Genomic DNA, 23745 nt, shown 5'->3' with positions numbered 1-23745 from the left:
GCGAATCCCTTGCGCGAAAGGGGGGGGATGACCTAAATCCCCCCCATGTTGCGCTCCATCCTGATCCATCCCGATCCCCGCCTGAAAAAGCTCTGCGATCCCGTGACCGAGGTCTCGGACGAGATCCGCAGGCTGGCCGATGACATGCTGGAAACCATGTATGATGCGCCGGGCGTTGGCCTGGCCGCGCCGCAGATCGGTGTGATGAAGCGGCTTCTGGTGATGGATTGCATCAAGGAGGGCACGCCCGAGCCGATGGCGCTGATCAACCCCGAGGTCATCTGGTCCTCGGAAGATCTGAACATCTATGAGGAAGGCTGTCTTTCCATTCCGGATCAATATGCCGAGGTGAAGCGCCCTTCGCTGGTTACTGTGCGCTGGACGGGGCTCGATGGCAAAACCGATGAGCGCAGTTTCGAAGGGCTCTGGGCCACCTGCGTCCAGCATGAGATCGACCATCTGAACGGCAAGCTGTTCATTGACTATCTCGGGCCGCTGAAGCGCCAGATGATCACCCGCAAGATGGAAAAGCTGAAGCGCGAACGCGCGCGTTCGGAAGGCATGTGATGGCGGTTCGTGTCTGTGTGCCTTACCCGCATCCGGTGCTGAAGGCGCCGGCGGCGGATGTGGCGGAGATCACCGATGAGGTGCGTGCGATCTGGCGCGACATGGTTGATACGATGGAGGCGATGCCGGGCTACGGCCTTGCCGCCGTGCAGATCGGGGTTCCGTTGCGGCTGGCTGTGGTGGATTGTTCCGAGGCGCGCGGCCAGGCGGTGCTGATGGCCAATCCCGAGGTGATCCATGCTTCGGTGCAGCCGCGTGACCATGAAGAGGCCTCGCCCAATCTGCCGGGCGTCTCAGCCAGGGTGACGCGGCCGCGCGCGGTGACGGTCAGGTTCCTGAACGCAGAGGGCCAGATCGAAGAGCGCGATTTCGTGCATCTCTGGGCGACATCGGCGCAGCACCAGATCGACCATCTGGCGGGCAAGATGTATTTCGATCATCTCTCGCCCCTGAAACGGAAAATGCTGATCGCGAAGGCGGAGAAGCTCCGCAAACGCGGCTGAGGAGGCGCGGATGCGGGTGATTTTCATGGGCACGCCGGAGTTTTCGGTGCCGGTGCTCGAGGCGCTGAATGCAAGGCATGAGGTCGTCGGCGTCTGGTCGCAGCCGCCCCGGCCCGCCGGGCGCGGCAAAGAGCTGCGCAAAACCCCGGTCCATGCCCGTGCCGGGGCGCTCGGGCTGACGGTTCATACCCCCGACAAACTGCGCGCGCCCGAGGATCAGGCGGTGTTTGCCGCGCTGAAGGCCGATGTGGCGGTGGTGGTGGCTTACGGGCTGATCCTGCCCCAGGTCGTGCTGGACATGCCGGCGCGGGGCTGTCTGAACATCCATGCCTCGCTTTTGCCGCGTTGGCGCGGTGCGGCGCCGATCCAGCGCGCGATCATGGCCGGGGATGCGGAAACCGGCATCTGTATCATGCAGATGGAGGCGGGGCTTGATACCGGCCCGGTTCTGTTGCGCGAAGAAACCCGGATCGGTGCGGAGGAGACGGCCTCCGATCTGCATGACCGCCTGTCCGCACTGGGCGCCGCTGCGATGATCGCGGCGCTTGACCAGCTGGACGGGCTCGTGCCGGTTCGCCAGCCCGAAGAGGGCGTAAGTTACGCCGCGAAGATCGACAAGGCCGAGGCAAAGATCGACTGGACACGCCCCTGCGATGTGATCGACCGCCAGATCCGCGGTCTCTCGCCCTTTCCGGGGGCCTGGACACAGGTGGGAGCGGAACGGGTGAAGCTGCTGCGTTCCCGGATCGATGCCGGTGCGGGAGCGCCCGGCGAGGTGCTGTCCGGCTTCACCATCGCCTGTGGTGAGGGGGCGGTGACGGTGACCGAGGCGCAGCGCGAGGGCAAGAAACCGATGCCTGCCGCCGAGGTGCTCAAAGGCCTCACTTTGCCGCCACGTCTTTAAGAGCGGGGTTCAGCCGCCGTCCGCAGAAGCGGGCCCCCCGGGGATATTCAGGAGCAGACAAGGAAAGTGGATGCTCTCCGCCTTTGAGCAGTTCCTCCGGGGGGGGGCGAGGGATTTCCTGGTAAGTTATTGATATTATTTTTTGTCCTGCTTGGAACGCGTGAATTCTGACCGACGAAGGGAGGCTTGACAGCAAGAGATCCGGGGGGCCGGTCCTTGGAGGATGCTGCGTCGGAGATCGCCGCATCAAATGCCGCAACCATCCAGACATGTTCTGAAGGCGCAAGGACCGAAGGCGCGTGGCCACCCGCTGCGACAGTCGCCCCATGGTCTTCCCCTCAGCTACTGCCCTCAGCGCAACCGCCCTCTTCCGGCTTTGAAGGTTAATGAGTCTGGAGACTAACGCAAAGCGCCCGACCGATCGATGCAGATCCACTCCTGAGAGCCTCCAGACGCAGCTTTGCGAGGGCGGCTTTCCGTGCATCATCATAAGTGAAATCTCTCACCGCCTTTGGATCTGGAAGCGCCCTGCCGATTTCGCGGAAAAGTGGCGGCATGTGCTGAACATATGTTCTTGCCGCCACTGTCGGCTGCGGCCCTGACGTCAGATGGCCCAACTCGGCCAGCTTCCTCATGGCGCGCGACTGGCCAGGGGCCCGGTTTTCGCAGCGAAAACCGCACAAATTTCTTTTAAGAAATTTGGTCCCCACCGCCGCGAGAGGGGCGTTCCACCCCCAGCCGCGGATGGAGCGCGCCTGCGATCCACCAGCAGCCAAGAAGGCCGAGACCTGCCACGATAAAGATGCCCGGAACCGGCGCGAAGAACAGGATGAGCCAGGCGATGCCGGGCGTCAGAATGCCCGATACATCGCGGAAACTGGCATAGACGGCCGCCATTTCGGTACGCTCAGAGGGTTTGACCGACATCAGGAAGGGCAGCCCGCCGACGACATCCAGTGTCACGAAGCAAAAGCTTGCCGCGAGGCACAGCGCCACCGCGACCCAGGGCAGGACCGACAGCATCGCCGCCGCCAGCATCAGGCCCCCGCCCGCCAGAAACGCCAGCCGCACCGAGCGGCGCACCGAGAACCGGCGCGCTGCGCGGTTGATGGCCGGCGCGAGGAACAGGAACGTGTTCGAGACCGACAATACGATACCGCCGGTCTTGTCGCTCAGACCCGACTGGACGCAATAGATCGGCAGGTAGACGATATAGACCCACCAGCCGCAGGACCGCATCACCGCGAAGGTCCAGCCCGCGATCAGCCTCGGCTGGCGCAGAAAGCGCGACAGAAACCCCAGCGGATTGACCGCCGGCCGGCGCGCCCGCGAGATCTGGCGGCCATTTCCCAGCCTCAGCCACCAGAAGACCCCGATCAGCACCAGCGCAAAAAAGCCCGAGAGCAGGAAGGGCGCCGGCGCCCATTGGTGATGCAGCCAGACCCCCAGCACCGGCCCCACCGCCCATGGGATAGCGGCATAGGCCATCTGCACCCCCTGACTGTGACCCAGCCGGGTGCGCTCGACATAATCCAGCACATAGGCGTTGAGACAGATGAAGACCGTCGCCGTCGCCATCGCATTGCAGATCAGCGCGAGCGAGATTGTCAGCGGCGTGCCACAGACCGCCAGCGCTGTGCCGACAAGATAAAGCGTGGCCCCTCCGGTATAGGTCCAGCGGCGCGGCACGAACCGGGTCACGCCCGGCACCATCAGCCCGCAAAACAGCGCGACAAACCCCGCCGCCAGATAGGCGACCGAGGTCATCTGTGCATCGCCAAGGCTCTGATAGACCGCCAATGGCATGGCCGAGACCAGCATACCGCGCACCGCAGCCTCAAGCCCGGCAAGCAGAGCGAAATGCTCAACCTTCGGCACCGGGCTGTGTTTCAGCGCGAGGGGGAGATCGTAATGGCCCATGCCGCCGACCACACTCCGAAAGAGAAGCCCGGTCTGCACCATTTGCGACAGAGCGTGTCGCGGGCATCAGGTGGCAGACGGTGCCCCCGCAGCGGGGCCCGCCGTTTTGGTGCGGGCCAGAAGGTCGATAAGCCGGCCCCGCGCGGCGGGCAGGGCCGCCGGGACAGGCGGCGCTTTGTCATCGGCGGGCCGGGGCCTGTCGTTCAGCAGCTCGCGCGTCAGGAAATGTCCGGTCAGCGCGAGGCCCGGCAGGATGTCGGCCTCGCCCGGCATCCCGCCTGCCGCAAGCGAGGCGGGCAGCGGCAGGAGACGCGCCGCCCAATCCCCCGCGCCCCGGGCCGAAACCGCCCGGCCCGTCCTGGGGCTGACATAGGCCAGCCCTTCCGTTGCGCCGGTCACCGCACAGGAACCCAGATCCAGGCCATAGCCGGTCTCGGTCAGAAATCTGAGCTCCCACAAGAGATAATAGGCGGGCCAGCTGGCATTGACCGGGCCGGTCCGCGTCATCTGATCCAGAAGATCCTGGGTCTCCTGCCACAAAGTGCCATAGGCCTCGCGTTCGGGCAGGCAGAGCTGCAACAGCGCCGTCACCGCGCCCAGGCCTTCCAGCGCGAGCCGGTCCGCCAGCACCGCTGCGCGCGAGCGCAGTGGTTCGACACGAAAACTGCCAAGCTGGTCCTCAAGCCTTGCCGTCCAGGTCAGGTCGAGCTCGTTGCCGGGTTGCAAATGGGCCGCGAGGCGCCGGGACGCGCCGCCCCTGACCAGCCCGGAACACCGGCCATGCTCACGGGCGAAAACGGTGAGAATGGCGGATGTTTCGCCATGCGGCCGCGCCGCCAGAACCAGAGCCTGATCATGCCATTCCATCATCGCCAGAGTTTCGCCTGTGGCCGGTCCGGGGACAAGAGGGGGGCGCTGCCCCTCTGTCTGCTGACGCAGACGGACCCGCTATACTCAACGGCAGAAAAAGAGGCGCTCCTTTGATGTATTCGGTCTCTGAACATATCCGAAGGACGGTATGATCAGGGGTAATATACTGAACCTGCGGCGCAGATCCGCCTCAGCGCTTTCGGGGAGCCCCGCCGGAGGCTTTCCCCGGAAAACAGGGGCGCAGTCTTTCGTCAGGCGCGCGGCGCCCCCATATGTTCAGGGACAGCAGAGGAGGGAAGCGTGCCTTTCATCGGACTTTTGATCATCGGGGTTGCGGCCGGGTTTCTGGCCACACGGGTCATGCGGTTGCAGACAGATGTGCCGACCACCATCGCGATCGGCGTATTCGGTGCCCTGATCGGTGGATTTGCGCTGCGGTTCCTTGTCTGGTCACTGGGCGCCGCCGCGGGATTTGTGGGTGCATTTCTGGGGGCACTGGCGCTGATCTGGGCCTGGAAGACCTGGATGCGGTAAAGACCTGGATGCGGTAAAGGGCGGGCGCCGGATCTCATCCGAGACGTTTCACCAGATCTTTCAGTCGCAGATCCCCGATCCCCCAGATGAGTTTGCCCTGCCAGGCGGCAAACAGGATCTGCGCCGCCTGTCGTGCCTTCTCGCCCTGGCCGATCCGCAAAGCCAGCTGCATCTCTACCTGGCAGCGCCAGGCTGTAGCGGCCTCCAGGGCCGCAGCGTCGCGCTGGCTCAGCAGGATGAGGCCGGCGATCTGGACAGAGCCTCCGTCAGATCCATCCTCCAGCGCTTTCAAAAGCGCCTGGGGCCCTTTGCCCTGGCTGGCCTGATCTGCCGCCCCGAGCCGGGCACCGATCTCTTCCCAGCCATTTCGTGCCGCCGCGCCCTGCAGACCCTCGACCGAGCCAAAGCGCTGCGCCAGTGTTGATGCCGCGAGACCCGTCGCGCGCGAGAGATTGCCAAAACTGATCGCCTTTTCACCCCCCGTGGCAAAGAGCTGGCGGGTCGCTTTCAGGACTTCGGCGTCAGAGAGGATCTTGCGGCGTGGCATGGGCCCAGCCTGCGCGAGGCCGAGGCCGCATTCAAGCCTTTTCCTGTGACCCTTTTGCGGCGGTTTTGTAAGGGGCCATACCTGCACGGGCCAATTCATCCGCGCGCTCATTCTCAGCATGGCCGGCATGGCCCTTGATCCATTGCCAGGTCACCTGATGCCGGGTCTGCGCCTGTTCCAGTCTTTGCCAGAGATCGGCATTCTTTACCGGTTTTTTATCGGCGGTCTTCCAGCCATTCCGTTTCCAGCCATGGATCCAGCTGGTCACACCGTTTTTCACATAGGCGCTGTCGGTGACCACGGTCAGCGTCGAGGGCCGGGTCAGGCTTTCCAGCGCGTGGATCGCAGCCAGCAGTTCCATCCGGTTATTGGTGGTATCCGCTTCGCCGCCAGACAGCGTGCGCTCTTTCAGCACGGTGTCACCATCGCGTGCGATCAGCAAAGCACCCCAGCCGCCGGGGCCAGGATTTCCGGAGCAGGCTCCGTCGGTATAGGCGAAAAGATCAGGCATGGCCGGGTGATGTCACGGCGCGCGCTCCAGCGCAAGACGGGCGCCGAGCGCAGCGAAAGATGCCGCAAAGGCGCGCCTGACCCAGGTCATCAGGCGCGCGGAAGACAGAAGGCGTGAGCGACCGGTCGCACCCAGGATCACGTAAAGCAGGAAGGTGGCGAAGGTCATTGCCGTGAAGCCAGAGCCGAGAATGACCAGATCCGCCAGCCCGGCCTCTTTCGGCAGGAATTGCGGGATGAAGGCCAGAAAAAACAAAGGCAGTTTCGGGTTCAGCAGATTGAGCAGGATCCCGCGCCAGACGAGTCGCGCGGGCGTCCCGCTCTGCGCGGCTGTGATCGCCATCCCGCCGCCCGATTGCAGCACCGCCCAGGCCATCCACAGCAGATAGGCGACGCCGGCATATTTGAGCGCCTGAAACAGCAGGGCCGAGCTGTGCAGCACCGCCGCCAGCCCCGCCATCGCGACGATCATATGGAAGACCGTTGCAAGCGTGCAGCCCACCGTCGCCCAGATCCCCGCCCGCGCACCGCCGCCCAGCGTCACCGAAAGCGTATAGACCACGCCGATCCCCGGCGTGATGCAGACGATGAACGCGGTCAGCAGGAATTCCGGGCTCAGGATCGCCATGGCCAGCCTTTAAGCTGCGGGCACACGCAGGATGCGCGGCACCTTGAACTCGATATTCTCGACGGCGGTTTCGACCAGCTCGACGGTGACGTCAAAGCGGTCACGGACGGCGTCGATCACCTCATTGATCAGGACTTCGGGCGCCGAGGCGCCGGCAGTGACGCCGAGCGCTGTGATCCCCTCCAGCGCGCGCCAGTCGATATCCCCGGCGCGCTGTACCAGTTGCGCATAGGAACAGCCGGCGGCGCGGCCAACCTCGACGAGGCGTTTCGAGTTTGACGAATTCGGCGCGCCGACGACCAGCAAAGCGTTGATCTTTGGCGCGATCGCCTTCACCGCCGCCTGACGGTTGGTGGTGGCGTAGCAGATGTCCTCATGACCAGGGCCGGTGATGGCGGGGAAACGGGCGCGCAACGCCTCGACAATCTCTGCCGTGTCATCGACGGAAAGCGTGGTCTGGGTGGCGAAGGCGAGCTTCGTCTCGTCGCGCACGCTTAGGCCCGCCACGTCTTCGGGCGTCTCGACCAGCAGCACCTCACCCTGGGGCAGCTGGCCCATGGTGCCGACGGTTTCAGGGTGGCCCTCATGGCCGATATAGATCAGCTGGAGGCCGTTGGTGTGGTGGCGCGCGGCCTCGCTATGGACCTTTGTGACCAGCGGGCAGGTGGCATCCACCGCGATCATCTGCCGGCTCGTCGCTTCTGCCGGCACCGATTTCGGCACGCCATGCGCGGAAAAAACCACTGGCCGGTCATCGGGGCATTCGCTCAGCTCTTCGACAAAAACCGCGCCTTTCGCGCGCAGCCCGTCGACCACATAGCGGTTATGGACGATCTCATGGCGGACATAGACCGGCGCGCCCCATTTCTGCAGCGCCATCTCGACGATCTGGATCGCCCGGTCGACACCGGCGCAGAAACCGCGCGGCGCGGCAAGATAGAGCATCAGAGGCGGGCGGGTGGTCATGGGCATTTCCGGATATGGCACAGCGGACTGGTCTGCGGACTGGCCTGGATGAGAGGTAATGTCAAAGTGTCCCCGGGTCCAGTGCCGCAAGCCCCCGCAGGCGCTCAGTTGCCCGAAAAAACCTCAGAGGAAAACGCCGGAAAAGCTGTCGAGCATCCCGGCCCCTATCAGCGCGAGCACCGCATAGCGGGCGGTTTTTGCGATGGTGACCAAAGCGAGGAACAGCAGCGGATGGACCCGCATCAGCCCGGCAAGCGCCACGATCAGATCACCGCCCGGCGCCCAGCTGAGCAGCAGGGACCACAATCCCCAGCGGGAGAACCAGGCGCGGGCGCGGATCAGCCCCTCATCGGTGAAGGGGAACCAGCGGCTGCCGCGCAGGCGCTCGCCCCGCAGGCCACACCAATAGGTGACGCAGGAGCCGAGGATATTGGCAACTGACGCCACCAGCACCAGGAGAACCGGCCCATGCCCCGCGCCTTGCAGGGCAATGAAGACCAGTTCGGAATTCATCGGCAGCGGCGTGGAAGCGATAAAGGCCGCCAGCGCGAGGCCGGCCAGACCCAGGGTCATCAGAAAATCCATAGGGCGCGCTTCTGGAGAGAAGCGCGCCCTATGGCAAGTGTCAAATGCCCGGCATGGCGGCGCTTTTCTGGCATTCCCCCCGAGGGCTCAGGTCGGGGGAAAGCAGAACAGTGCCGGATGCGGGCCAGATCAGTGGGGCGGTTCAGCGCGCGCCGACAGTGACCTCTTCGCCATCAGCAGGGCGCGGCTCGCGCGGCGGACGGCCGATCACATCGCGCAGCTCGTCGAGCTCGATGAAATTATCCGCCTGACGGCGCAATTCATCCGAGATCATCGGCGGCTGGCTGCGGATGGTCGAGACGACCGAGACGCGGACGCCCTGGCGCTGGAGGCTTTCGACCAAAGGCCGGAAATCCCCGTCACCCGAGAAGAGCACGATATGATCCAGCCGCGCCGCGAGTTCCATCGCGTCGACAGCCAGTTCGATATCCATATTGCCCTTCACCTTTCGGCGGCCCTGGCTGTCCGTATATTCCCGCGCCGGTTTGGTCCGCATGGTAAAGCCGTTATAGTGCAGCCAGTCCACCAGCGGACGTATCGGCGAGTATTCCTCGTTTTCCAGAAGTGCCGTGTAGTAAAATGCTCGCAGCAGCTTGCCCCGACGCATGAATTCCATACGCAGAAGCTTGTAGTCGATGTCGAACCCAAGCGCCTTTGCAGCCGCGTAAAGATTCGATCCATCGATGAACAGCGCGAGCCGTTCGTCTTTGTAAAACATTCTCATTCCCCTCGAACAGTCACAGCAGTATCGAAAACGCCGACAGCCGACCCCGATGAATCAATGGATCCGGCGCGGACTGAAAAGTGTTTTCGAGACATGATGCGACTGGTAAACGATACGGTATGAAATTGATCGGCGACAAACCTGCAACCCCTGTTGTTATAGCGCTCGGCGCAAACCTGCCATTCGCAGACATGTTTCCGGTGGAAACACTCCGGTCTGCCCTGACCGCAATCAGCGAGGATGCGTTAACGATTTCAGGGGCAAGCAGCTTCTGGAGTACCCCCTGTTTCCCCCGGGGGGCGGGCCCTGATTATGTTAACGCAATCATTTTGACTCACGTGGATGTGCGGACCGATCCGGCCATGATTTTGACGATTTTGCATCGAATTGAGGCGAAATTCGGGCGGGAACGGCAGGAGAGATGGGGCGGAAGGACGCTGGATCTTGATTTGATTGCCTGGGGTGATTCGGTTTTGCCCGATGTGGAAACCCAGGGGCTCTGGCGCAATCTCTCCGCCGCTGAACAGGCGCAGCGGGCGCCGGATCAGCTGATCCTGCCGCATCCGCGGATGCAGGATCGTGCCTTTGTTCTGGTGCCCATGGCCGAGATCCTGCCCGACTGGCGTCATCCTCTGCTGGGGCTGACCGTCCGCGAGATGCTGGCCGCCCTGCCGGAAGAAGACCGCGAGGCGGTGAAACGGATCGATGTGACGTGAGAAGTGATCGGGATTTCCTGTTGACAGCGCTTGTCAGCAAGGCGAAATCCGCCTAAATGTTCCTTTTCCGAGAGCCTGGCCCGTTCAGGTGTCTGTCCTCGTCTGGGCAAACATCCGAAGACCGCCGGCGCTGCGCCCGGCTTTTGCCGGGCCCGAACCCTGGAGTGACTGACCCATGGCCCGTGTGACGGTCGAAGATTGCGTTGACAAGGTTCCGAACCGCTTTGAGCTGGTGCTGCTGGCGGCCCATCGTGCGCGTGAGATCAACACCGGCGCGCCGCTGACTGTTGACCGCGACAATGACAAGAACCCGGTCGTGTCGCTGCGCGAGATCGCGGACGAGACCCAGTCGGCCGAAGTTCTGCGCGAGCGGATGATCGAATCGTTCCAGACCCAGATCGAGGTCGACGAGCCGGAAGAAGACCAGATGGCGCTTCTGATGGCGGGCGAGATCGACCGTCCGCAGCAAGACGACATGTCGGAAGAAAAACTGCTCCGCGCCCTCATGGAAGCCCAGGGCGAAAACTGAGTCTGAAAAGCGGTGGCTGAGCAGCTAACCTGAGCTGTCCTGATGCAGCAGGCGGGGCCCCGGCCCCGCAGGCCTTCTGCGACGGATGCGCGAGGCGGTAATGATTGACGTAGAAGACCTTATCGCCCTTGTCCGTAACTACAATCCGCGCTCTGATGCTGATCTGATCCGCCGCGCCTATGCTTACGGCATCCGGATGCATGAGGGGCAGTATCGCAAATCCGGCGAGCCCTATTTCACCCATCCTGTCGCCGTCGCCGCCATTCTCACCGAGATGCGGCTGGATGATGATACGATCGTCACTGCGCTGTTGCATGACACGATCGAAGACACCCGCTCCACCTGGACCGAGATCGCCGACCAGTTCGGCCCCGACGTCGCTGAGCTGGTCGATGGTGTCACCAAGCTGACGAACCTGCAGCTTTCCTCCGCCGAGAGCAAACAGGCCGAGAATTTCCGCAAGCTTTTCATGGCCATGTCCAAGGATCTGCGGGTGATCCTGGTCAAGCTTGCCGACCGTCTGCACAATATGCGCACGATCAAGTCGATGAAGCCGGAAAAGCAGGTGCAAAAAGCCCGCGAGACCATGGAAATCTTCGCACCGCTTGCGGGCCGCATGGGCATGCAATGGATGCGCGAAGAGCTGGAGGACCTGTCCTTCCGCGTCATCAACCCCGATGCGCGCAATTCGATCATCCGCCGCTATGTGACTTTGCAGAAGAAAACCGGTGATGTGGTCCATAAGATCACCGCCGATATCCGCACGGAACTTGACCGCGAAGGTCTCGAGGCGATGGTCTACGGGCGCGCCAAGAAGCCCTACTCGATCTGGCGCAAGATGCAGGAGAAGGATCTCGCCTTCTCGCAACTGTCGGATATCTATGGCTTCCGGGTGATCTGCGGCTCGGTCACGGATTGCTACCGGATCCTCGGCGTGATCCATCAGCGCTGGCGCGCGGTGCCGGGGCGGTTCAAGGATTACATCAGCCAGCCGAAATCCAACGGCTACCGCTCGATCCATACCACGGTCTCGGGCCGCGCGGCATCCAAGGTCGAGGTGCAGATCCGCACCCGCGAGATGCACGAGGTCGCTGAATCCGGTGTGGCCGCGCATTGGTCCTACCGCGAGGGCGTGCTGGGCCGGAACCCCTTTGCTGTCGATCCCGCAAGCTGGATCAGCCAGATGACCGAGCGTCTGGACGAGGAAGACCACGACGAATTCCTCGAAAACGTCAAGCTCGAGATGTATTCCGATCAGGTCTTCTGCTTCACACCCAAGGGCGATGTGATCCAGCTGCCGCGCGGGGCGACGCCGCTCGATTACGCCTATGCGATCCATACCAGGATCGGCAATTCCACCGTTTCGGCCAAGGTTGATGGCATCCGCGTCCCGCTCTGGACCCGGTTGAAAAACGGACAATCGGTCGAGATCATCACCGCCGAAGGTCAGCGCCCGCAACCGACCTGGGTGGATATCGTGACCACGGGTCGCGCCAAGGCCGCGATCCGGCGGTCCTTGCGCGAAGAAGACCGTGGCCGCTTTGTCAAACTCGGCCAGGAGCTGGCGCGGGCGGCCTTTGAACATGTCGGAAAGAAGGCCAGCGAAAAAGCGATCCGCACCGCGGCCAAGCTCCTAGGCTACCCTGATGAAAGCGAACTGCTGTCGCGCGTCGGATCGGCAGAAATCACCGCGCGCCGCCTTGTCGAAGTGCTCTATCCTGAACTCGTGACCAACCGCGAGCCGCAGGTTGACAGCCAGCGCCCCGTGGTCGGGCTGGAGGATGATCAGGCCTTCCGTCGCGCCCCCTGCTGCCAGCCTTTGCCCGGAGAGCGCATCGTCGGCATCACCTATCGCGGCAAGGGTGTTGTGGCCCATGCCATCGACTGCCCGGCGCTGGAGGAATTCGAAAGCCAGACCGAACGCTGGGTCGATCTGCAATGGATGACCGGCCGCCATGCGCCGATCCATTCGGTAACGCTGGAACTGACGATTTCCAACGATGCGGGCGTGCTCGGACGGGTCTGCACCCTGATCGGCGAACAGCGGGCCAATATCTCGGATCTGAAATTCACCGACCGCAAACCGGATTTCTTCCGGCTGCTGGCCGAGGTCGATCTGCGCGATGTCGAGCATCTGCATATGGTGATGACCGCGCTCGAGGCCGATACCGATGTGGCGCAGATCTCGCGCCACCGCGATCTGTCACGCAAACCCTGACTCCATCGCGCCGCATTGCAGGCAGGCGGAAAAGTTCTTAACCTCCCGGGGATTGCCAGCCGGGCCTTTGGGCCGGCGCTGCTGGCCCGGGGCCAGGGTAACAGACCACAGGCGGCCGGGGCGCATGCCCGGCAGGGTTCAGGAGGGGTAATGGCTGCGCGCGACAGGCTGAGGCTTTGCATCAGTGTCGATCAGGTGGCGGTGCTGCGCAATGCGCGCGGCAATGACTGGCCCGATCCCCTGAGGGCCGCGCTGCTCGCCGAAGCCTCGGGGGCGGATGGCATATCGGCGCGGTTGCGCGCAGATCGCCGCGATCTCTCGGAGGATGATATCGAAGCGCTGGCCGCCGGGCTCGGTATCCCGCTGCATCTGAATGCCGCGCCGGTGCCCGCGATGCTCGGGCTGCTGACGCGTTTGCGGCCCGCTTCGTGCTGCCTTGTTGCCGGGGCGACGGACGGGAGCCGGGCCGATATCTGCCTCGACATTCTGGCCGATGAGCCGGGGCTGCGCGCTGCCATAAGCACCTTGCGCGCGGCCGGGATCCGGACCGCGCTTCTGATCGGCGAGACGCGCGCAGAGATCGAAGCCGCCGCGCGCAGTGGCGCGCAGATCGTGGTGTTCCACACCGGAGCCTATTCCATTGCCCATGCCGAGGGCCGCCAGGAGGAGGCAGAGCGCCACATCTGCGCGCTGCACGCGGCGGCAGTGCTTGCGACCGGGCTCGGGCTCGAAGCCCATGCGGCCCATGGTCTGACCTATGAGAATATCGACCCCGTGGCGGCGATCCCGGACCTGCGCGAAGTGCATATCGGCCATTTCCTGATCGGCGAGGCGGTCTATATCGGCCTCGGCCCCGCGATCGAGGAAATGCGCCGCCGCATCGATGCCGCATGTCAGTGGTGACAGCGCGGGCCTGAGCGGCTGAAACCGAATGGTCCCGGCATTGAGGATTGCTCTCGCCGCAGGACGCTCGCCATGGGATACTGGCTTCATCGTCGAAAGGCGCCCGAAACCCGCGACGTCACAGTAAGGCTGAAATGAGACAATGATGATCCTTGGCATCGGCACAGACCTCGCGAATATCGAACGCATCGGCCAGGTTCTTGACCGCCATGGCGACCGCTTTCGCAACCGGGTCTTTACCGCAGGAGAACAGCAAAAAGCCGAGGCGCGGCGCGAGACCGTTGCCACCTATGCCAAACGCTGGGCCGCGAAAGAGGCCTGTTCCAAGGCGCTCGGCACCGGGCTCAGGATGGGGATTTCCTGGAAAGACATGGCGGTCTCAAACCTTGCAACCGGGCAGCCGGTGATGGCGGTGACCGGCTGGGCGGCAGAACGGCTCGCGCAGATGACGCCGCCGGGCCATGAGGCGCTGATTCATGTGACCCTGACCGATGACCATCCCTGGGCCCAGGCCTTTGTGGTGATAGAAGCGCGGCCGCTGCGCTGAGAGACAATGGCATAAGGAATGAGTATTTAAGTCAAGAGGAAGGTGCAGGTCTTTCCTCTTGATCCAAATACTCCCGCCGGAGGCGCAGGCCGGGCACGGCCCCCCCCGTTTCCAGCTTCTACACCGGCAATTGACTCCGGCAAAACCGGGCGCGGCTTGACAGGTCGCCCCCCCCGGCGCAAGAAGCGGCCCGATACAGCGCGGAAGGCTTGTGAAGATGGCGAAGGCAAAAGGCGAGAGCGGCGGCATCGTCGAGACGATCAAAACTGTCTTCTGGGCATTGGTGATCGCAGGTCTGTTCCGGACGCTGTTCTTCCAGCCCTTCTGGATCCCGTCGGAATCGATGAAAAGCTCGCTCCTCGTGGGTGACTTCCTGTTCGTCAACAAAATGGCCTACGGCTATTCCAAATATTCCTGCCCCTTCGGTCTTTGCCCCTTTGAGGGCCGCATTCTGGCCTCCGATCCGCTGCGCGGCGATGTGGTCGTGTTCCGCAACCCCTATACCGGCGATGATTATATCAAACGTCTGATCGGTCTGCCGGGTGACAGGATCCAGTTGAAGGACGGCCGCGTCTTCCTCAACGACACCGAAGTGCCGCAGGTGCCGGACGGGATCTTCACTGAAACCTATGGCCCCCAGGGCCCGATGAAGAACTACCCGCAATGCGAGAATGGCGCGGTCGGCCTCAATGGCACCTGCGAAAAATCGCGCTCGATCGAGACATTGCCGACCGGCGACGGGGATGCGACCCGCTCCTATCCGGTGCTCAACATCAAGGATACCGCAGGCCTGCCCGATAATAGCAATGTCTATACCGTTCCCGACGGGCATTATTTCTTCATGGGCGACAACCGCGACAACAGCCAGGATTCGCGCTTCCAGCCCGGCCTTCAGGGCGGTATCGGCATGGTGCCTGCAGAATATCTGATCGGCCGCGCGGATCGCATCGTCTTCTCTTCTGCCGGCGCCAGCCTGTGGTATTTCTGGACCTGGCGGGCTGACCGCTTCTTCCTCGGGATCAACTGAGCCCATGCGGCTCTCTGCCGATCTCAAGGCGTTCCAGACCCGCATCGGGCATGAGTTTGCGCGTGGTGAGCTGCTTGTGCGGGCGGTGACGCATCCCTCGATTGCCACGCCGACGCGGCCAGACAATCAGCGGCTGGAATTCCTGGGCGACCGGGTGCTGGGCCTTGTGATGTCCGAGGCGCTGCTAGCAGCCGATAAGGCCGCCAGCGAAGGCCAGCTTGCGCCGCGTTTCAATGCGCTGGTGCGCAAGGAAACCTGCGCCGAGGTGGCGCGCGAGATCGGGCTTGGCGAGGTGCTGCGGCTGGGCCGGTCCGAGATGCTTTCGGGCGGGCGCCGCAAAGAGGCTTTGCTGGGCGATGCCACCGAGGCGCTGATCGCCGCCGTCTATCTGGATGCGGGGTTCGACGCGGCGCGCGATCTCGTGCTCCGGCTCTGGGGCGGGCGGGTCGGCGCGGTTGAACCCGATGCACGCGATCCGAAATCCGCGCTGCAGGAATGGGCCCAGGCGCGTGGTATGGCGCCGCCGAAATATACCGAGACCGGCCGCTCTGGCCCTGATCATCAGCCGCTGTTCACGGTCAGCGTTTTGCTGGACAATGGCGCGGGAGAGGTGGCGAAGGCCGGCTCGAAACGCGCGGCGGAACAAATTGCAGCAGCAGCGCTGCTGAAACGGCTGGAGGCCGGAAATGACTGAGATACCGGCAATGACCGAACCCCAATCCGATGGCACCCGTGCCGGCTTTGTCGCGCTGATCGGCGAGCCGAATGCCGGTAAATCGACTTTGCTCAACCGCATGGTTGGCGCGAAAGTCTCCATTGTGACGCATAAGGTCCAGACCACGCGTACCCGCATTCGTGGCGTCTGCATGGAAGGCCAGACCCAGATCGTCTTTGTCGACACTCCGGGCCTTTTCCGTCCGCGCCGCCGGCTGGACCGCGCCATGGTAAAAGCCGCCTGGGGTGGCGCGGCAGATGCCGATATCGTGGTTCTGCTGATCGAGGCGCATCGTGGGCTGACCGAGGGCGCGAAGGCGATCATCGAGCGGCTGGCGGGTGAGTTGCCGAAAGACCGCCCCGTGGCGCTGGCGATCAACAAGATCGACAAGGTGAAGGCGGAACGCCTTCTGGCCCTCGCCGAAGAAATGAACGGCGCTTTTCCTTTCGCAAAGACCTTCATGATCTCGGCCGAAAAGGGCTATGGGGTGCAGGATCTGCGGGAATGGCTGGCGGCAGAGCTGCCCGAAGGCGCCTGGTTCTACCCCGAGGATCAGCTGGCTGATCTGCCCCTGCGGATGATCGCGGCTGAGATGACGCGTGAAAAGCTGACGCTGCGGCTGCATGAGGAACTCCCCTATCAGCTGACCGTCGAGACCGAGAAATGGGAAGACCGCAAGGACGGCTCCACCCGCATCGACCAGATCGTCTATGTGGCGCGGGATGGCCATAAGGGGATCGTGCTCGGCAATCGCGGCGAGACGATCAAGTCGATCGGCCAGGCGGCGCGGGCTGAAATCAAGGAATTCCTCGACCGCGAGGTGCATCTCTTCCTCCAGGTCAAGGTGCGCCCGAACTGGCAGGAAGAGAAAGAGCGCTATTCCGAAATGGGGCTTGAATTCAAAGACGGCGACGCCTGAGCGGGTTCAGGCGCCGCGCCTGAACCCGCGTTTCAGCGCCGACCAGGTCAGCCAGATCACGCCACCGATGCCGATGGCCTTCGATGATCTGTCGAGGAGCCGGTCCTGCCCCAGCCCCTTTGGATCGCGCTTCATGGCGAAAGCGGCGATTGCTGCGGTGATCAGGGCGAACACGGCCCCACCCGGTGCGCGGTATTTCATTCGCTCGCCTCCCTCCGCCTGGCCTGCTATCAGGGATATAGGGCGGGAGAAGCATCCTGCCAGGAGGGGTTTGTGAAAGGCCCGCGAAATGACCAGGCTCACCGCCGAATTCTGGGTCCAGGCCTATCTGCGCCGGCTTAACCTTGCAGATATCCCGGCCTATGTGACGGCCAGAGGGGATACGACGGCGGGAGCGGTGATGGTGAAACTCGCCACGCTGAACGGAGAGGCTCAGGCCTTTGAACGCCGCACCGATCTGCTGAGCGGCGGACGGCAGTGGATGACCTATGCCAGCGGTCCTGAGCGTGAGGTCGATGAGGCGCTGACCCGCGCCCGTGCCCGCGACCCCGACCTCTGGATCATCGAGATCGAGGACCGCGCCGGGCGGACATTGCTGGAGGAGCCGGGCCTGGCCGGCGACTGACCCTCTGATGCGGTGGGCCCTCTGATGCGGCGGGCGTGCCGGTCGCCACATTCACCGCCACCCCGATGCAATGCGCCAGATTCTGGCACGTGTGAAAGGGGGCGGCATCGACCCCGATCCCGGGGGGGCAGCCGAAAAAGCCGGAACGGCGCAAAACGGTGCGGCGCCTGTCAATGCGGACTGCGTTCTTCCGGCCAGGGAGGCAGGCCCCTGTCCCCTTGGTCTTTCGACGCATGTCTGAAGCCGCCGGCATCCTGCCCCCGATCTGCCAGAATCCGACCCGCCAGAAGCCAACCCGCCAGAATCCGACCCGCCTTTCGGGCGGCTGGCCCGCCTGCGGGGCCTTCTTCTCTGACCCGCATGATGGGTGCCGTGCAATGGGCATTCAGATACTTGCGCAGCTCCACCGAAACGTATGGCATGTGCCGGCTCACATCGATCAGGATCGCCTTCGCGATGGCAGCCAGGCCCGTCGTGATCCGGGTGAACACCCGATCCGGCTCCCATGTTTCCAGCGGTTACAGAGGACTTTGGCGGGCCATATTTGCGGGGCGAGTCACAGTGCGCAACCCGCTGCGACTGATGCAGATCATGCCACTCAGAACCCGGCGGTCATCGACTTCCGGACGGCCGTGGCGCTTGGCGAAGCAGGGCGCATGCCCGGCCATCTGCACCGCAGACTGCCCGAAAAGACCGCTCTTCAGAAGGGCTCCTGATCCCCTCTGAAGCACCCCGGCAAGATCACACTCAATGGCCCTGACCCTAGTCCAGCAGGCGCCGCGCGATGACCTGGGCCTGGATTTCAGCAGCCCCTTCAAAGATGTTCAGGATCCGCGCATCACACAGGATCCGCGAGATACGGTATTCCAGCGCAAAGCCATTGCCGCCATGGATCTGCAATGCGTTATCCGCCGCCGACCAGGCCACCCGCGCGCCCAGCAGCTTCGCCATCCCTGCCTCAAGGTCGCAGCGCTTGTCGTGATCCTTTTGCCAGGCTGCGAAATAGGTCAACTGCCGCGCGATCATCACCTCGACCGCCATCATCGCGAGCTTGCCACCCACCCGCGGGAATTCAACCAGCGATTTGCCGAATTGCTTGCGGTCTTCGGCATATTGCAGCCCCGTCTCCAGCGCCGACTGCGCCACGCCGATCGCGCGGGCCCCGGTCTGGATCCGCGCTGATTCAAAAGTCTGCATCAGCTGTTTGAAGCCCTGGCCGGGCTGACCACCCAGCAGGTTTTCCGCCTTTACTTTGAACCCGTCAAAGCCCAGCTCATATTCCTTCATGCCGCGATAGCCGAGCACCTCGATCTCGCCGCCGGTCATGCCGGGCGTCGGGAAGGGGGCCTCATCGGTGCCCGGCGTCTTCTCGGCCAGAAACATCGACAGCCCGCGCCAGTCGGTGGTGTCGGGGTCGGTACGCGCCAGCAGCGTCATCACATGGGTGCGCGCGGCATGGGTGATCCAGGTCTTGTTGCCGGTGATCTCCCAGCCCTCATCCGTGCGGGTCGCGCGGGTGCGCAGCGATCCGAGATCCGAGCCGGTATTCGGTTCGGTAAACACGGCCGTCGGCAGGATCTCTCCGCTTGCAAGTTTCGGCAGCCATTGCGCTTTTTGTTCGGGCGTGCCGCCGCACAGGATCAGCTCTGCCGCGATCTCTGACCGCGTTCCAAGCGATCCGACCCCGATATAGCCGCGCGACAGTTCTTCGGACACCACCACCATCGAGGCTTTCGACAGGCCAAAGCCGCCGAATTCCTCGGGGATCGTCAACCCGAACACGCCCATTTCGGCCAGTTCCGCGATCACCTCCATCGGGATCAGCTCGTCCTTCAGGTGCCAGTCATGCGCGCGCGGGATCACTTTTTCATCGGCATAGCGGCGGAACTGGTCGCGGATCATCTCGAGTTCGTCATCAAGACCCGAGGCGCCAAAGGTCGCCCGTGCCTTGTCTTCACGCATCAGCGTGACCAGCCGCGCCCGCGCCGCCGGGGTATTGCCCTCAGCGGCCAGCATCAGCGCCTCGGCCCCCGGCTCATAGTCCAGCCCCAGATCTGCAAGCCGGGCGATCTCGGTCTGGCTCATCGGGATGCCGCCCCGGATCTGCGCCAGGTATTCGCCAAACCCGATCTGCAGGATCAGCGCCTCGATCTCGCCAAAGCGGCCCTGCTCGGTCAGCCGCCCGGCCCAGGCATCGAGCTGGCGCAGCGCCTCGACATAGGTGGCCAGCCAGGACAGCGCATGCGCGGCATATTGATGGGTCTCGAGCGCGGCGGCGCTGATCTTGCCGCCGGTGCTGACCTTTGCCCGCAGGGCCTCGCGCGCCTCGGCGAAAAGCCGGTCAAGCCCGGGCAGGCTCGCGGCGGTCAGCGCCTTCAGATCGGGAAGCAGGATCGCGGCAGAGGTCTGGGTGGCGGGCTGACCATCATGGGGCATGACTGGCTCCGATACTGGCTGGGATGAGGTCCGGTTTCGCCCGAATCCCTAGCGCCTTCGCAGTCGCAGCGCAATATCATTTCGTCGTGAAGCTGTAGCAGGTTCTAAAATGTCGTGATGAAATCTGTCACGAGGTTGCACCGCAGGCATTCGCGATATCCGGGCGCGCCGCGGCGGGGACCACCTCGAATTCGACGCGGTAAAGCCGCGTGCCCTGATCCCAGGCTTCGAAAGCCCAGATGCCCGGGATCAGCTCGTCCTCTTCGTCAAAGCGGAAAAAGCTGTTCACTTCGCCCGAATCGGTGATCGAGGTGACCCAGGTCTCGGGCCTTGCACGGCCGGGGCGATAAATGCGGGCCTCGGCATTGGCGGTCACCTCGCCCGGGGCGGCGATCACGCGGATGCCGAAGGCGAGGCCGATGCTTGCGGGGACCACATTTTCATCGGGCCAGTGAAATTCGATCCGGTCGCGCGGCACATGCAGCCAGCCGGCAATCGTGTCGGGGGCAGGGGCGCGGTCCATCGCTTTCAGGGCGCAGAAAATGCCCCATTCCACCGCAGCAACCCTGTCCGACAGCTGCGGCGCGGCAATGGTCTCGGCCCGCAGCGCCGACGGGAGGCTGAGCAGCGCGGAAAGCAAAAGGGCGGTGAGGCGCGGAAAACGGGTCATGGCGGCAAAGGAACCTCGCATACAGAACCGGCGCAAGCCCTGTCACTGCGGCGCATGCCTGGCCGCAGATGAGGGAAAGGGCGGCCTTTAGCCGCCGGGGCAGCCGCGCAGCTCGACCGCGCCGCTGTCGGAGATGACGGTGACAGTGACGCCCGAGCGGTCAAGTGCGAAGGGCTGACCGGTGGGCGGCACCAGATCGGCCACGGCCGTCAACACCTTGCCCTGGCGCGAACTGACCGCCTCTGACACCCAGACCGTCCGGTCGGTGGTCTCGATGGCGACGGTCTCGGCCTTGCCCTGTACGGGCACGGCGATCGAGGCGGTCAGGCGCAGCCCATCCGCGATCGGCTCCACCGCACAGGTGATGGAGGAGAGCCCGGCCTCTTTGCCGGTCTTCGGCTGTCGCGCCAGCGCCGCGTCGATCAGCGGGTCGCGCGTGCCGGGCATCATCAGCCCGGCATTCAGCTCGACTTCGGCAGGCAGGCAGATGTCGCGGCAGATGCCCATATCAACGGACACGTCAAGCCGGATCGGGCGGGTCGGGTCTTTCGGGATAAGCTCGACCGGCAGGACCAGCTGCTCTTTATAGCCAATGGATTGCATGCCGTTGGTATGGAACACGCTGGGCGCGGGCCAGTGGATGCGAACCGATTTCAGGTTCTCTGACCCGGACCAGTCGAATTGCGGCGGGATGCCAGCCGAGCCGGGGCTGCGCCAATAGGTCTTCCATCCAGGCGCGAGATCAAGCCGCAGCGCCGCCATGCGGGTGCCCTGGGCCGTGGTCCAGCCATCAAGAACCGAAGCCTTCAGAACCTGGTCCTGCGACGTATCGCGCGCCAGTGCCGCAATGGGCATGGCCGCAAAGGGCAGGGCAGCAAGGCAGGCGGCGGCAAGCGCGAAAGGGAGTTTCCTGGTCATGGCGCCCAAAATAGGCGGTGGCCGGGCGGTGTGAAATCACAACCTGGCGACGACACCGTGTCTGTGGCCAAAGCGCCGCAGTCAGCGACCGGGATGCCACAAGTGCGGGATGTCCTGACCGCCGCTGCCCTGCTCCTGCGGAATTTACAGCCCGGACCCGTGCTTTCCCTTGAGCGGCGGCGCTTTGCACCCCATCCTTAAGGACGGAGGTGTGCCATGGAACTTGCAGGCAAGGTTCTGATCGCCATGCCGGGGATGCAAGACCCCGGCTTCGCGCATTCGGTCGTGCTGATCTGCGCCCATGGGCCAGAGAGCGCGATGGGGCTGATCATCAACAAGCCCTCGGCAGATCTGGATTTCCATAACCTGCTGAAACATCTGGGCATTGCGCCCACGGCATCGGCCCGGCCCATCTCGGTCCGCCAGGGCGGGCCGGTCGAGCGCGGACGCGGCTTCGTGCTGCATTCGCCCGACTGGCAGGGTGGTGAGACCCCGGTGATGGAGCTGCCGGGCGGCCTGCGCCTGTCGGTGTCGCTCGACATCCTCGAGGCGCTGGCGCGCGGTGCCGGGCCGGAGCAGGCGCTGCTGGCGCTTGGCTATGCGGGCTGGGGCGCGGGGCAGCTGGAAAGCGAGATCCTCCGGAATGACTGGCTGATTGCCGAGGCCGGGCCAGAGCTGATCTTCGACCCGGTCGATGGCGGCAAATGGGGGCGGGCGATGCGGATGAACGGGATTGACCCGCTGACGCTTTCGCCGGTTGCGGGCCGCGCGTGACTTTGGTCAGGCAAGAAGCCGGGCGCAGGCCAGGCCGGGCGCAGGCCAGGGGCGCCTGACCCGATTCCGCGCGCCGTTCCTGCCCAAAACTGACCGTCAGATTTCTGTAGCGTGACGATTCGCGCCCTGCTATCCTGTTGCCATAAAACAAAAGAACGAGCAGGCAGACAGGCATGACAACGGGCTCACGGGCTACGTTCGTCATTTCCTGGGCACAGACGGAAGCAGATGGCGATCAACCGGCCTTGCCGGTGCTGATGACGGCCGGGGTCTCATGGCGCTGGTCGGGGGACGCGATGCGTGTGGACGCGCCGCGCGACATCCTGCTTTTGGAAGACGCCCTGGGGATGGCCGAAATCAGACAGCGCGCCTCCCGCATTGTCGGGCGGCTCACGGGACTGCCGGCGGTGCCCGGACCGGTCCGGGCGCTGCGCGCCGCCCTGCACGGGGCCGAGGCATCGGACGAGCCCGGTCTTGCGGGGCAGTGCTTCGTCGTTACCGATGGCGTCAGGTGCTGGACGGCCACCGTGCTGCAGGGTCAGAGCGATCTGTCGCCGGCCGATCCGGCGGGCTGGCTCCTGGCCTTTGCGGGTGCGATGCCGCCGAAGGATCGTGACCTCTGGCTGGTGCGCAGCCGTGTCTCGCTGGAAACCACCCGCGCAAGGGCGGGCGTGATCTGTTTTACCGGCGGCACGCGTATCCTGACGCCCTCGGGCCAGGTCGCGGTTGAGACCCTGCGTCCCGGCGATCTGGTGATCACCCGCGACAATGGCGCGCAGGAGGTAATCTGGACCGGGCAGCGCCATATGTCGGGCGCACGGTTGCATGCCATGCCGCATCTGCGGCCGATCCGGATCTGCGATGGCGCTCTCGGAGAGGGGGGCTTTGGCGAAGGCCGGCCTGACGGCGATCTGCTGGTCTCTCCGTCGCACCGTATCCTGATGCAGGGCCGGGTGGCGCGGGCGCTGTTTAATTGCGACGAGGTGCTGGTCAGGGCCGGCGACCTGGTCGACGATCACCGCATCCGCGCAGATCTCGCGTTGCGCGAGGTGACCTACCACCATATCTTGCTTGGCCGGCATGAGGTCCTCTTTGCCAATGGTCTGGGCGCTGACAGTTTCCATCCCGGAGAGGCTGAACCGGCGGGGCTCGGCCACAGTGACTATCGCAGCCTTTCTGCGCTGCTGCCGGGGATCGCAGAGGATCCGATGCGCTATGGCGGGTTTGCCCGCCGCGGCCTGACGCCGGCCGAAGCGGCGCTGTTTCTCCATGAGGCGCGCGGCTGAGAGACGGGATGCTGAAAACGCGGCAGCCGCGCGCTTGACTCCCCCATCACGGGATGTATAAGCCCGCCACGCTCCCGGGTTAACGCCCGGGGCTTTTCATTGGTGTTGGTGGCTTTCGCAAGAAAGACCCTGTCGCCCCCGTCGCAAGGCATCCGCAAGGAAAAGGGGGAAAGGACAACGCCCTTCCCAGGCCCGGCAACGGGC

28 protein-coding genes are annotated in these 23745 nt (G+C 64.1%); 15 read left to right on the top strand and 13 right to left on the bottom strand.

From position 1 onward, the window contains the following. Positions 1-45: 45 nt before the first annotated feature. From def (JC607_RS05845) to fmt, 3 genes are read left to right on the top strand one after another with little or no spacing between them, the layout of a single operon-like run. Complete coding sequence (gene def / locus JC607_RS05845) at positions 46-567, top strand: peptide deformylase (protein ID WP_198836012.1); 522 nt, start codon at positions 46-48, stop codon at positions 565-567. Further along, positions 567-1070, top strand: a complete 504-nt coding sequence (gene def, locus JC607_RS05840; RefSeq protein WP_198836011.1) for a peptide deformylase — start codon at positions 567-569, stop codon at positions 1068-1070. Before def (JC607_RS05845) ends, def (JC607_RS05840) begins: the two co-directional genes overlap by 1 nt. Positions 1071-1080: 10 nt before the next feature. Then, positions 1081-1974 carry a methionyl-tRNA formyltransferase gene (gene fmt / locus JC607_RS05835; RefSeq protein WP_198836010.1) on the top strand — a complete coding sequence of 298 codons (894 nt, stop codon included), beginning with the start codon at positions 1081-1083 and terminating at the stop codon, positions 1972-1974. Positions 1975-2664: 690 nt separating this feature from the next. On the opposite strand, the gene JC607_RS05830 is transcribed toward fmt, so the two are convergent. Next, on the bottom strand, positions 2665-3936 hold the full coding sequence (locus tag JC607_RS05830) for an MFS transporter (protein WP_233092699.1): 1272 nt from the start codon (positions 3934-3936) through the stop codon (positions 2665-2667). Positions 3937-3960: 24 nt separating this feature from the next. Then, entirely contained in the window at positions 3961-4764 is an 804-nt protein-coding gene (gene recO / locus JC607_RS05825) for a DNA repair protein RecO (protein WP_198836009.1), read from the bottom strand. Positions 4765-5064: 300 nt separating this feature from the next. On the opposite strand from recO, the gene JC607_RS05815 reads away from it, so the two are divergent. Continuing rightward, a complete protein-coding gene (locus JC607_RS05815) occupies positions 5065-5298 on the top strand; it encodes a GlsB/YeaQ/YmgE family stress response membrane protein (protein WP_198836008.1) in 234 nt (77 codons plus the stop codon). Positions 5299-5332: 34 nt separating this feature from the next. On the opposite strand, the gene JC607_RS05810 is transcribed toward JC607_RS05815, so the two are convergent. The 6 genes from JC607_RS05810 to JC607_RS05785 all read right to left on the bottom strand — a co-directional run bounded on the left by JC607_RS05810 (position 5333) and on the right by JC607_RS05785 (position 9252). Next, complete coding sequence (locus JC607_RS05810) at positions 5333-5845, bottom strand: TetR/AcrR family transcriptional regulator (protein WP_198836007.1); 513 nt, start codon at positions 5843-5845, stop codon at positions 5333-5335. A gap of 31 nt (positions 5846-5876) precedes the next feature. After that, the gene (gene rnhA / locus JC607_RS05805; protein ID WP_198836006.1) at positions 5877-6356 is read right to left on the bottom strand and encodes a ribonuclease HI; all 480 of its coding nucleotides are present in this window, start codon (positions 6354-6356) and stop codon (positions 5877-5879) included. A gap of 12 nt (positions 6357-6368) precedes the next feature. Beyond that, the gene (locus tag JC607_RS05800; protein WP_198836117.1) at positions 6369-6974 is read right to left on the bottom strand and encodes a LysE family translocator; all 606 of its coding nucleotides are present in this window, start codon (positions 6972-6974) and stop codon (positions 6369-6371) included. A gap of 18 nt (positions 6975-6992) precedes the next feature. Beyond that, positions 6993-7949 (bottom strand): 4-hydroxy-3-methylbut-2-enyl diphosphate reductase, encoded by a 957-nt coding sequence (gene ispH / locus JC607_RS05795; protein ID WP_370584757.1) that lies wholly within the window; start codon positions 7947-7949, stop codon positions 6993-6995. Positions 7950-8072: 123 nt separating this feature from the next. Continuing rightward, the gene (locus tag JC607_RS05790; protein ID WP_198836004.1) at positions 8073-8522 is read right to left on the bottom strand and encodes a YqaA family protein; all 450 of its coding nucleotides are present in this window, start codon (positions 8520-8522) and stop codon (positions 8073-8075) included. Between the two features lie 154 nt (positions 8523-8676). Next, positions 8677-9252, bottom strand: a complete 576-nt coding sequence (locus tag JC607_RS05785) for an NYN domain-containing protein (protein ID WP_198836003.1) — start codon at positions 9250-9252, stop codon at positions 8677-8679. A 125-nt stretch (positions 9253-9377) separates the two neighbouring features. On the opposite strand from JC607_RS05785, the gene folK reads away from it, so the two are divergent. From folK to era, 8 genes are all read left to right on the top strand, one after another. Next, positions 9378-9974, top strand: coding sequence for a 2-amino-4-hydroxy-6-hydroxymethyldihydropteridine diphosphokinase (folK, locus tag JC607_RS05780; RefSeq protein ID WP_198836002.1), 597 nt, complete (start codon positions 9378-9380; stop codon positions 9972-9974). A gap of 175 nt (positions 9975-10149) precedes the next feature. Continuing rightward, the gene (rpoZ, locus tag JC607_RS05775; protein WP_198836001.1) at positions 10150-10503 is read left to right on the top strand and encodes a DNA-directed RNA polymerase subunit omega; all 354 of its coding nucleotides are present in this window, start codon (positions 10150-10152) and stop codon (positions 10501-10503) included. Positions 10504-10603: 100 nt separating this feature from the next. Beyond that, a complete protein-coding gene (locus JC607_RS05770; protein WP_198836000.1) occupies positions 10604-12721 on the top strand; it encodes a bifunctional (p)ppGpp synthetase/guanosine-3',5'-bis(diphosphate) 3'-pyrophosphohydrolase in 2118 nt (705 codons plus the stop codon). Between the two features lie 150 nt (positions 12722-12871). Then, positions 12872-13624 carry a pyridoxine 5'-phosphate synthase gene (locus JC607_RS05765; RefSeq protein WP_198835999.1) on the top strand — a complete coding sequence of 251 codons (753 nt, stop codon included), beginning with the start codon at positions 12872-12874 and terminating at the stop codon, positions 13622-13624. A 145-nt stretch (positions 13625-13769) separates the two neighbouring features. Beyond that, positions 13770-14171, top strand: a complete 402-nt coding sequence (acpS, locus tag JC607_RS05760; RefSeq protein ID WP_198835998.1) for a holo-ACP synthase — start codon at positions 13770-13772, stop codon at positions 14169-14171. Positions 14172-14388: 217 nt separating this feature from the next. Next, a complete protein-coding gene (gene lepB / locus JC607_RS05755) occupies positions 14389-15198 on the top strand; it encodes a signal peptidase I (protein WP_198835997.1) in 810 nt (269 codons plus the stop codon). Positions 15199-15202: 4 nt separating this feature from the next. Beyond that, complete coding sequence (gene rnc / locus JC607_RS05750) at positions 15203-15892, top strand: ribonuclease III (RefSeq protein WP_198835996.1); 690 nt, start codon at positions 15203-15205, stop codon at positions 15890-15892. 10 nt (positions 15893-15902) lie between these two features. Next, the gene (era, locus tag JC607_RS05745) at positions 15903-16832 is read left to right on the top strand and encodes a GTPase Era (protein WP_198835995.1); all 930 of its coding nucleotides are present in this window, start codon (positions 15903-15905) and stop codon (positions 16830-16832) included. Between the two features lie 6 nt (positions 16833-16838). Here era and JC607_RS05740 read toward each other — a convergent pair whose 3' ends face one another. Beyond that, positions 16839-17033 (bottom strand): hypothetical protein, encoded by a 195-nt coding sequence (locus JC607_RS05740; protein ID WP_198835994.1) that lies wholly within the window; start codon positions 17031-17033, stop codon positions 16839-16841. Between the two features lie 88 nt (positions 17034-17121). Between JC607_RS05740 and JC607_RS05735 the strand changes: the two genes are divergently transcribed. Continuing rightward, the gene (locus tag JC607_RS05735) at positions 17122-17457 is read left to right on the top strand and encodes a DUF1491 family protein (protein WP_198835993.1); all 336 of its coding nucleotides are present in this window, start codon (positions 17122-17124) and stop codon (positions 17455-17457) included. Positions 17458-17627: 170 nt separating this feature from the next. On the opposite strand, the gene JC607_RS05730 is transcribed toward JC607_RS05735, so the two are convergent. The 4 genes from JC607_RS05730 to JC607_RS05715 all read right to left on the bottom strand — a co-directional run bounded on the left by JC607_RS05730 (position 17628) and on the right by JC607_RS05715 (position 21481). Then, positions 17628-17948 carry a hypothetical protein gene (locus JC607_RS05730; protein WP_198835992.1) on the bottom strand — a complete coding sequence of 107 codons (321 nt, stop codon included), beginning with the start codon at positions 17946-17948 and terminating at the stop codon, positions 17628-17630. Between the two features lie 271 nt (positions 17949-18219). Further along, positions 18220-19893 carry an acyl-CoA dehydrogenase family protein gene (locus JC607_RS05725; protein ID WP_198835991.1) on the bottom strand — a complete coding sequence of 558 codons (1674 nt, stop codon included), beginning with the start codon at positions 19891-19893 and terminating at the stop codon, positions 18220-18222. Between the two features lie 127 nt (positions 19894-20020). After that, on the bottom strand, positions 20021-20563 hold the full coding sequence (locus JC607_RS05720) for a DUF3859 domain-containing protein (protein WP_198835990.1): 543 nt from the start codon (positions 20561-20563) through the stop codon (positions 20021-20023). Positions 20564-20650: 87 nt separating this feature from the next. Then, positions 20651-21481: a protein-disulfide reductase DsbD domain-containing protein gene (locus JC607_RS05715; protein ID WP_198835989.1), complete on the bottom strand. Its 831-nt coding sequence runs from the start codon at positions 21479-21481 to the stop codon at positions 20651-20653. Between the two features lie 216 nt (positions 21482-21697). Here JC607_RS05715 and JC607_RS05710 point away from each other — a divergent pair, with 216 nt between their 5' ends. Further along, the gene (locus tag JC607_RS05710) at positions 21698-22255 is read left to right on the top strand and encodes a YqgE/AlgH family protein (protein WP_198835988.1); all 558 of its coding nucleotides are present in this window, start codon (positions 21698-21700) and stop codon (positions 22253-22255) included. 173 nt (positions 22256-22428) lie between these two features. After that, the gene (locus JC607_RS05705; RefSeq protein WP_198835987.1) at positions 22429-23541 is read left to right on the top strand and encodes a Hint domain-containing protein; all 1113 of its coding nucleotides are present in this window, start codon (positions 22429-22431) and stop codon (positions 23539-23541) included. Positions 23542-23745 lie beyond the last annotated feature (204 nt).

It is taken from the genome of Paracoccus sp. IB05 (assembly GCF_016405985.1).
GTDB lineage: Bacteria > Pseudomonadota > Alphaproteobacteria > Rhodobacterales > Rhodobacteraceae > Pseudogemmobacter.
Note: the sequence above shows the minus strand (reverse complement) of the source record. Positions and strands in the feature narration are given on the sequence as shown.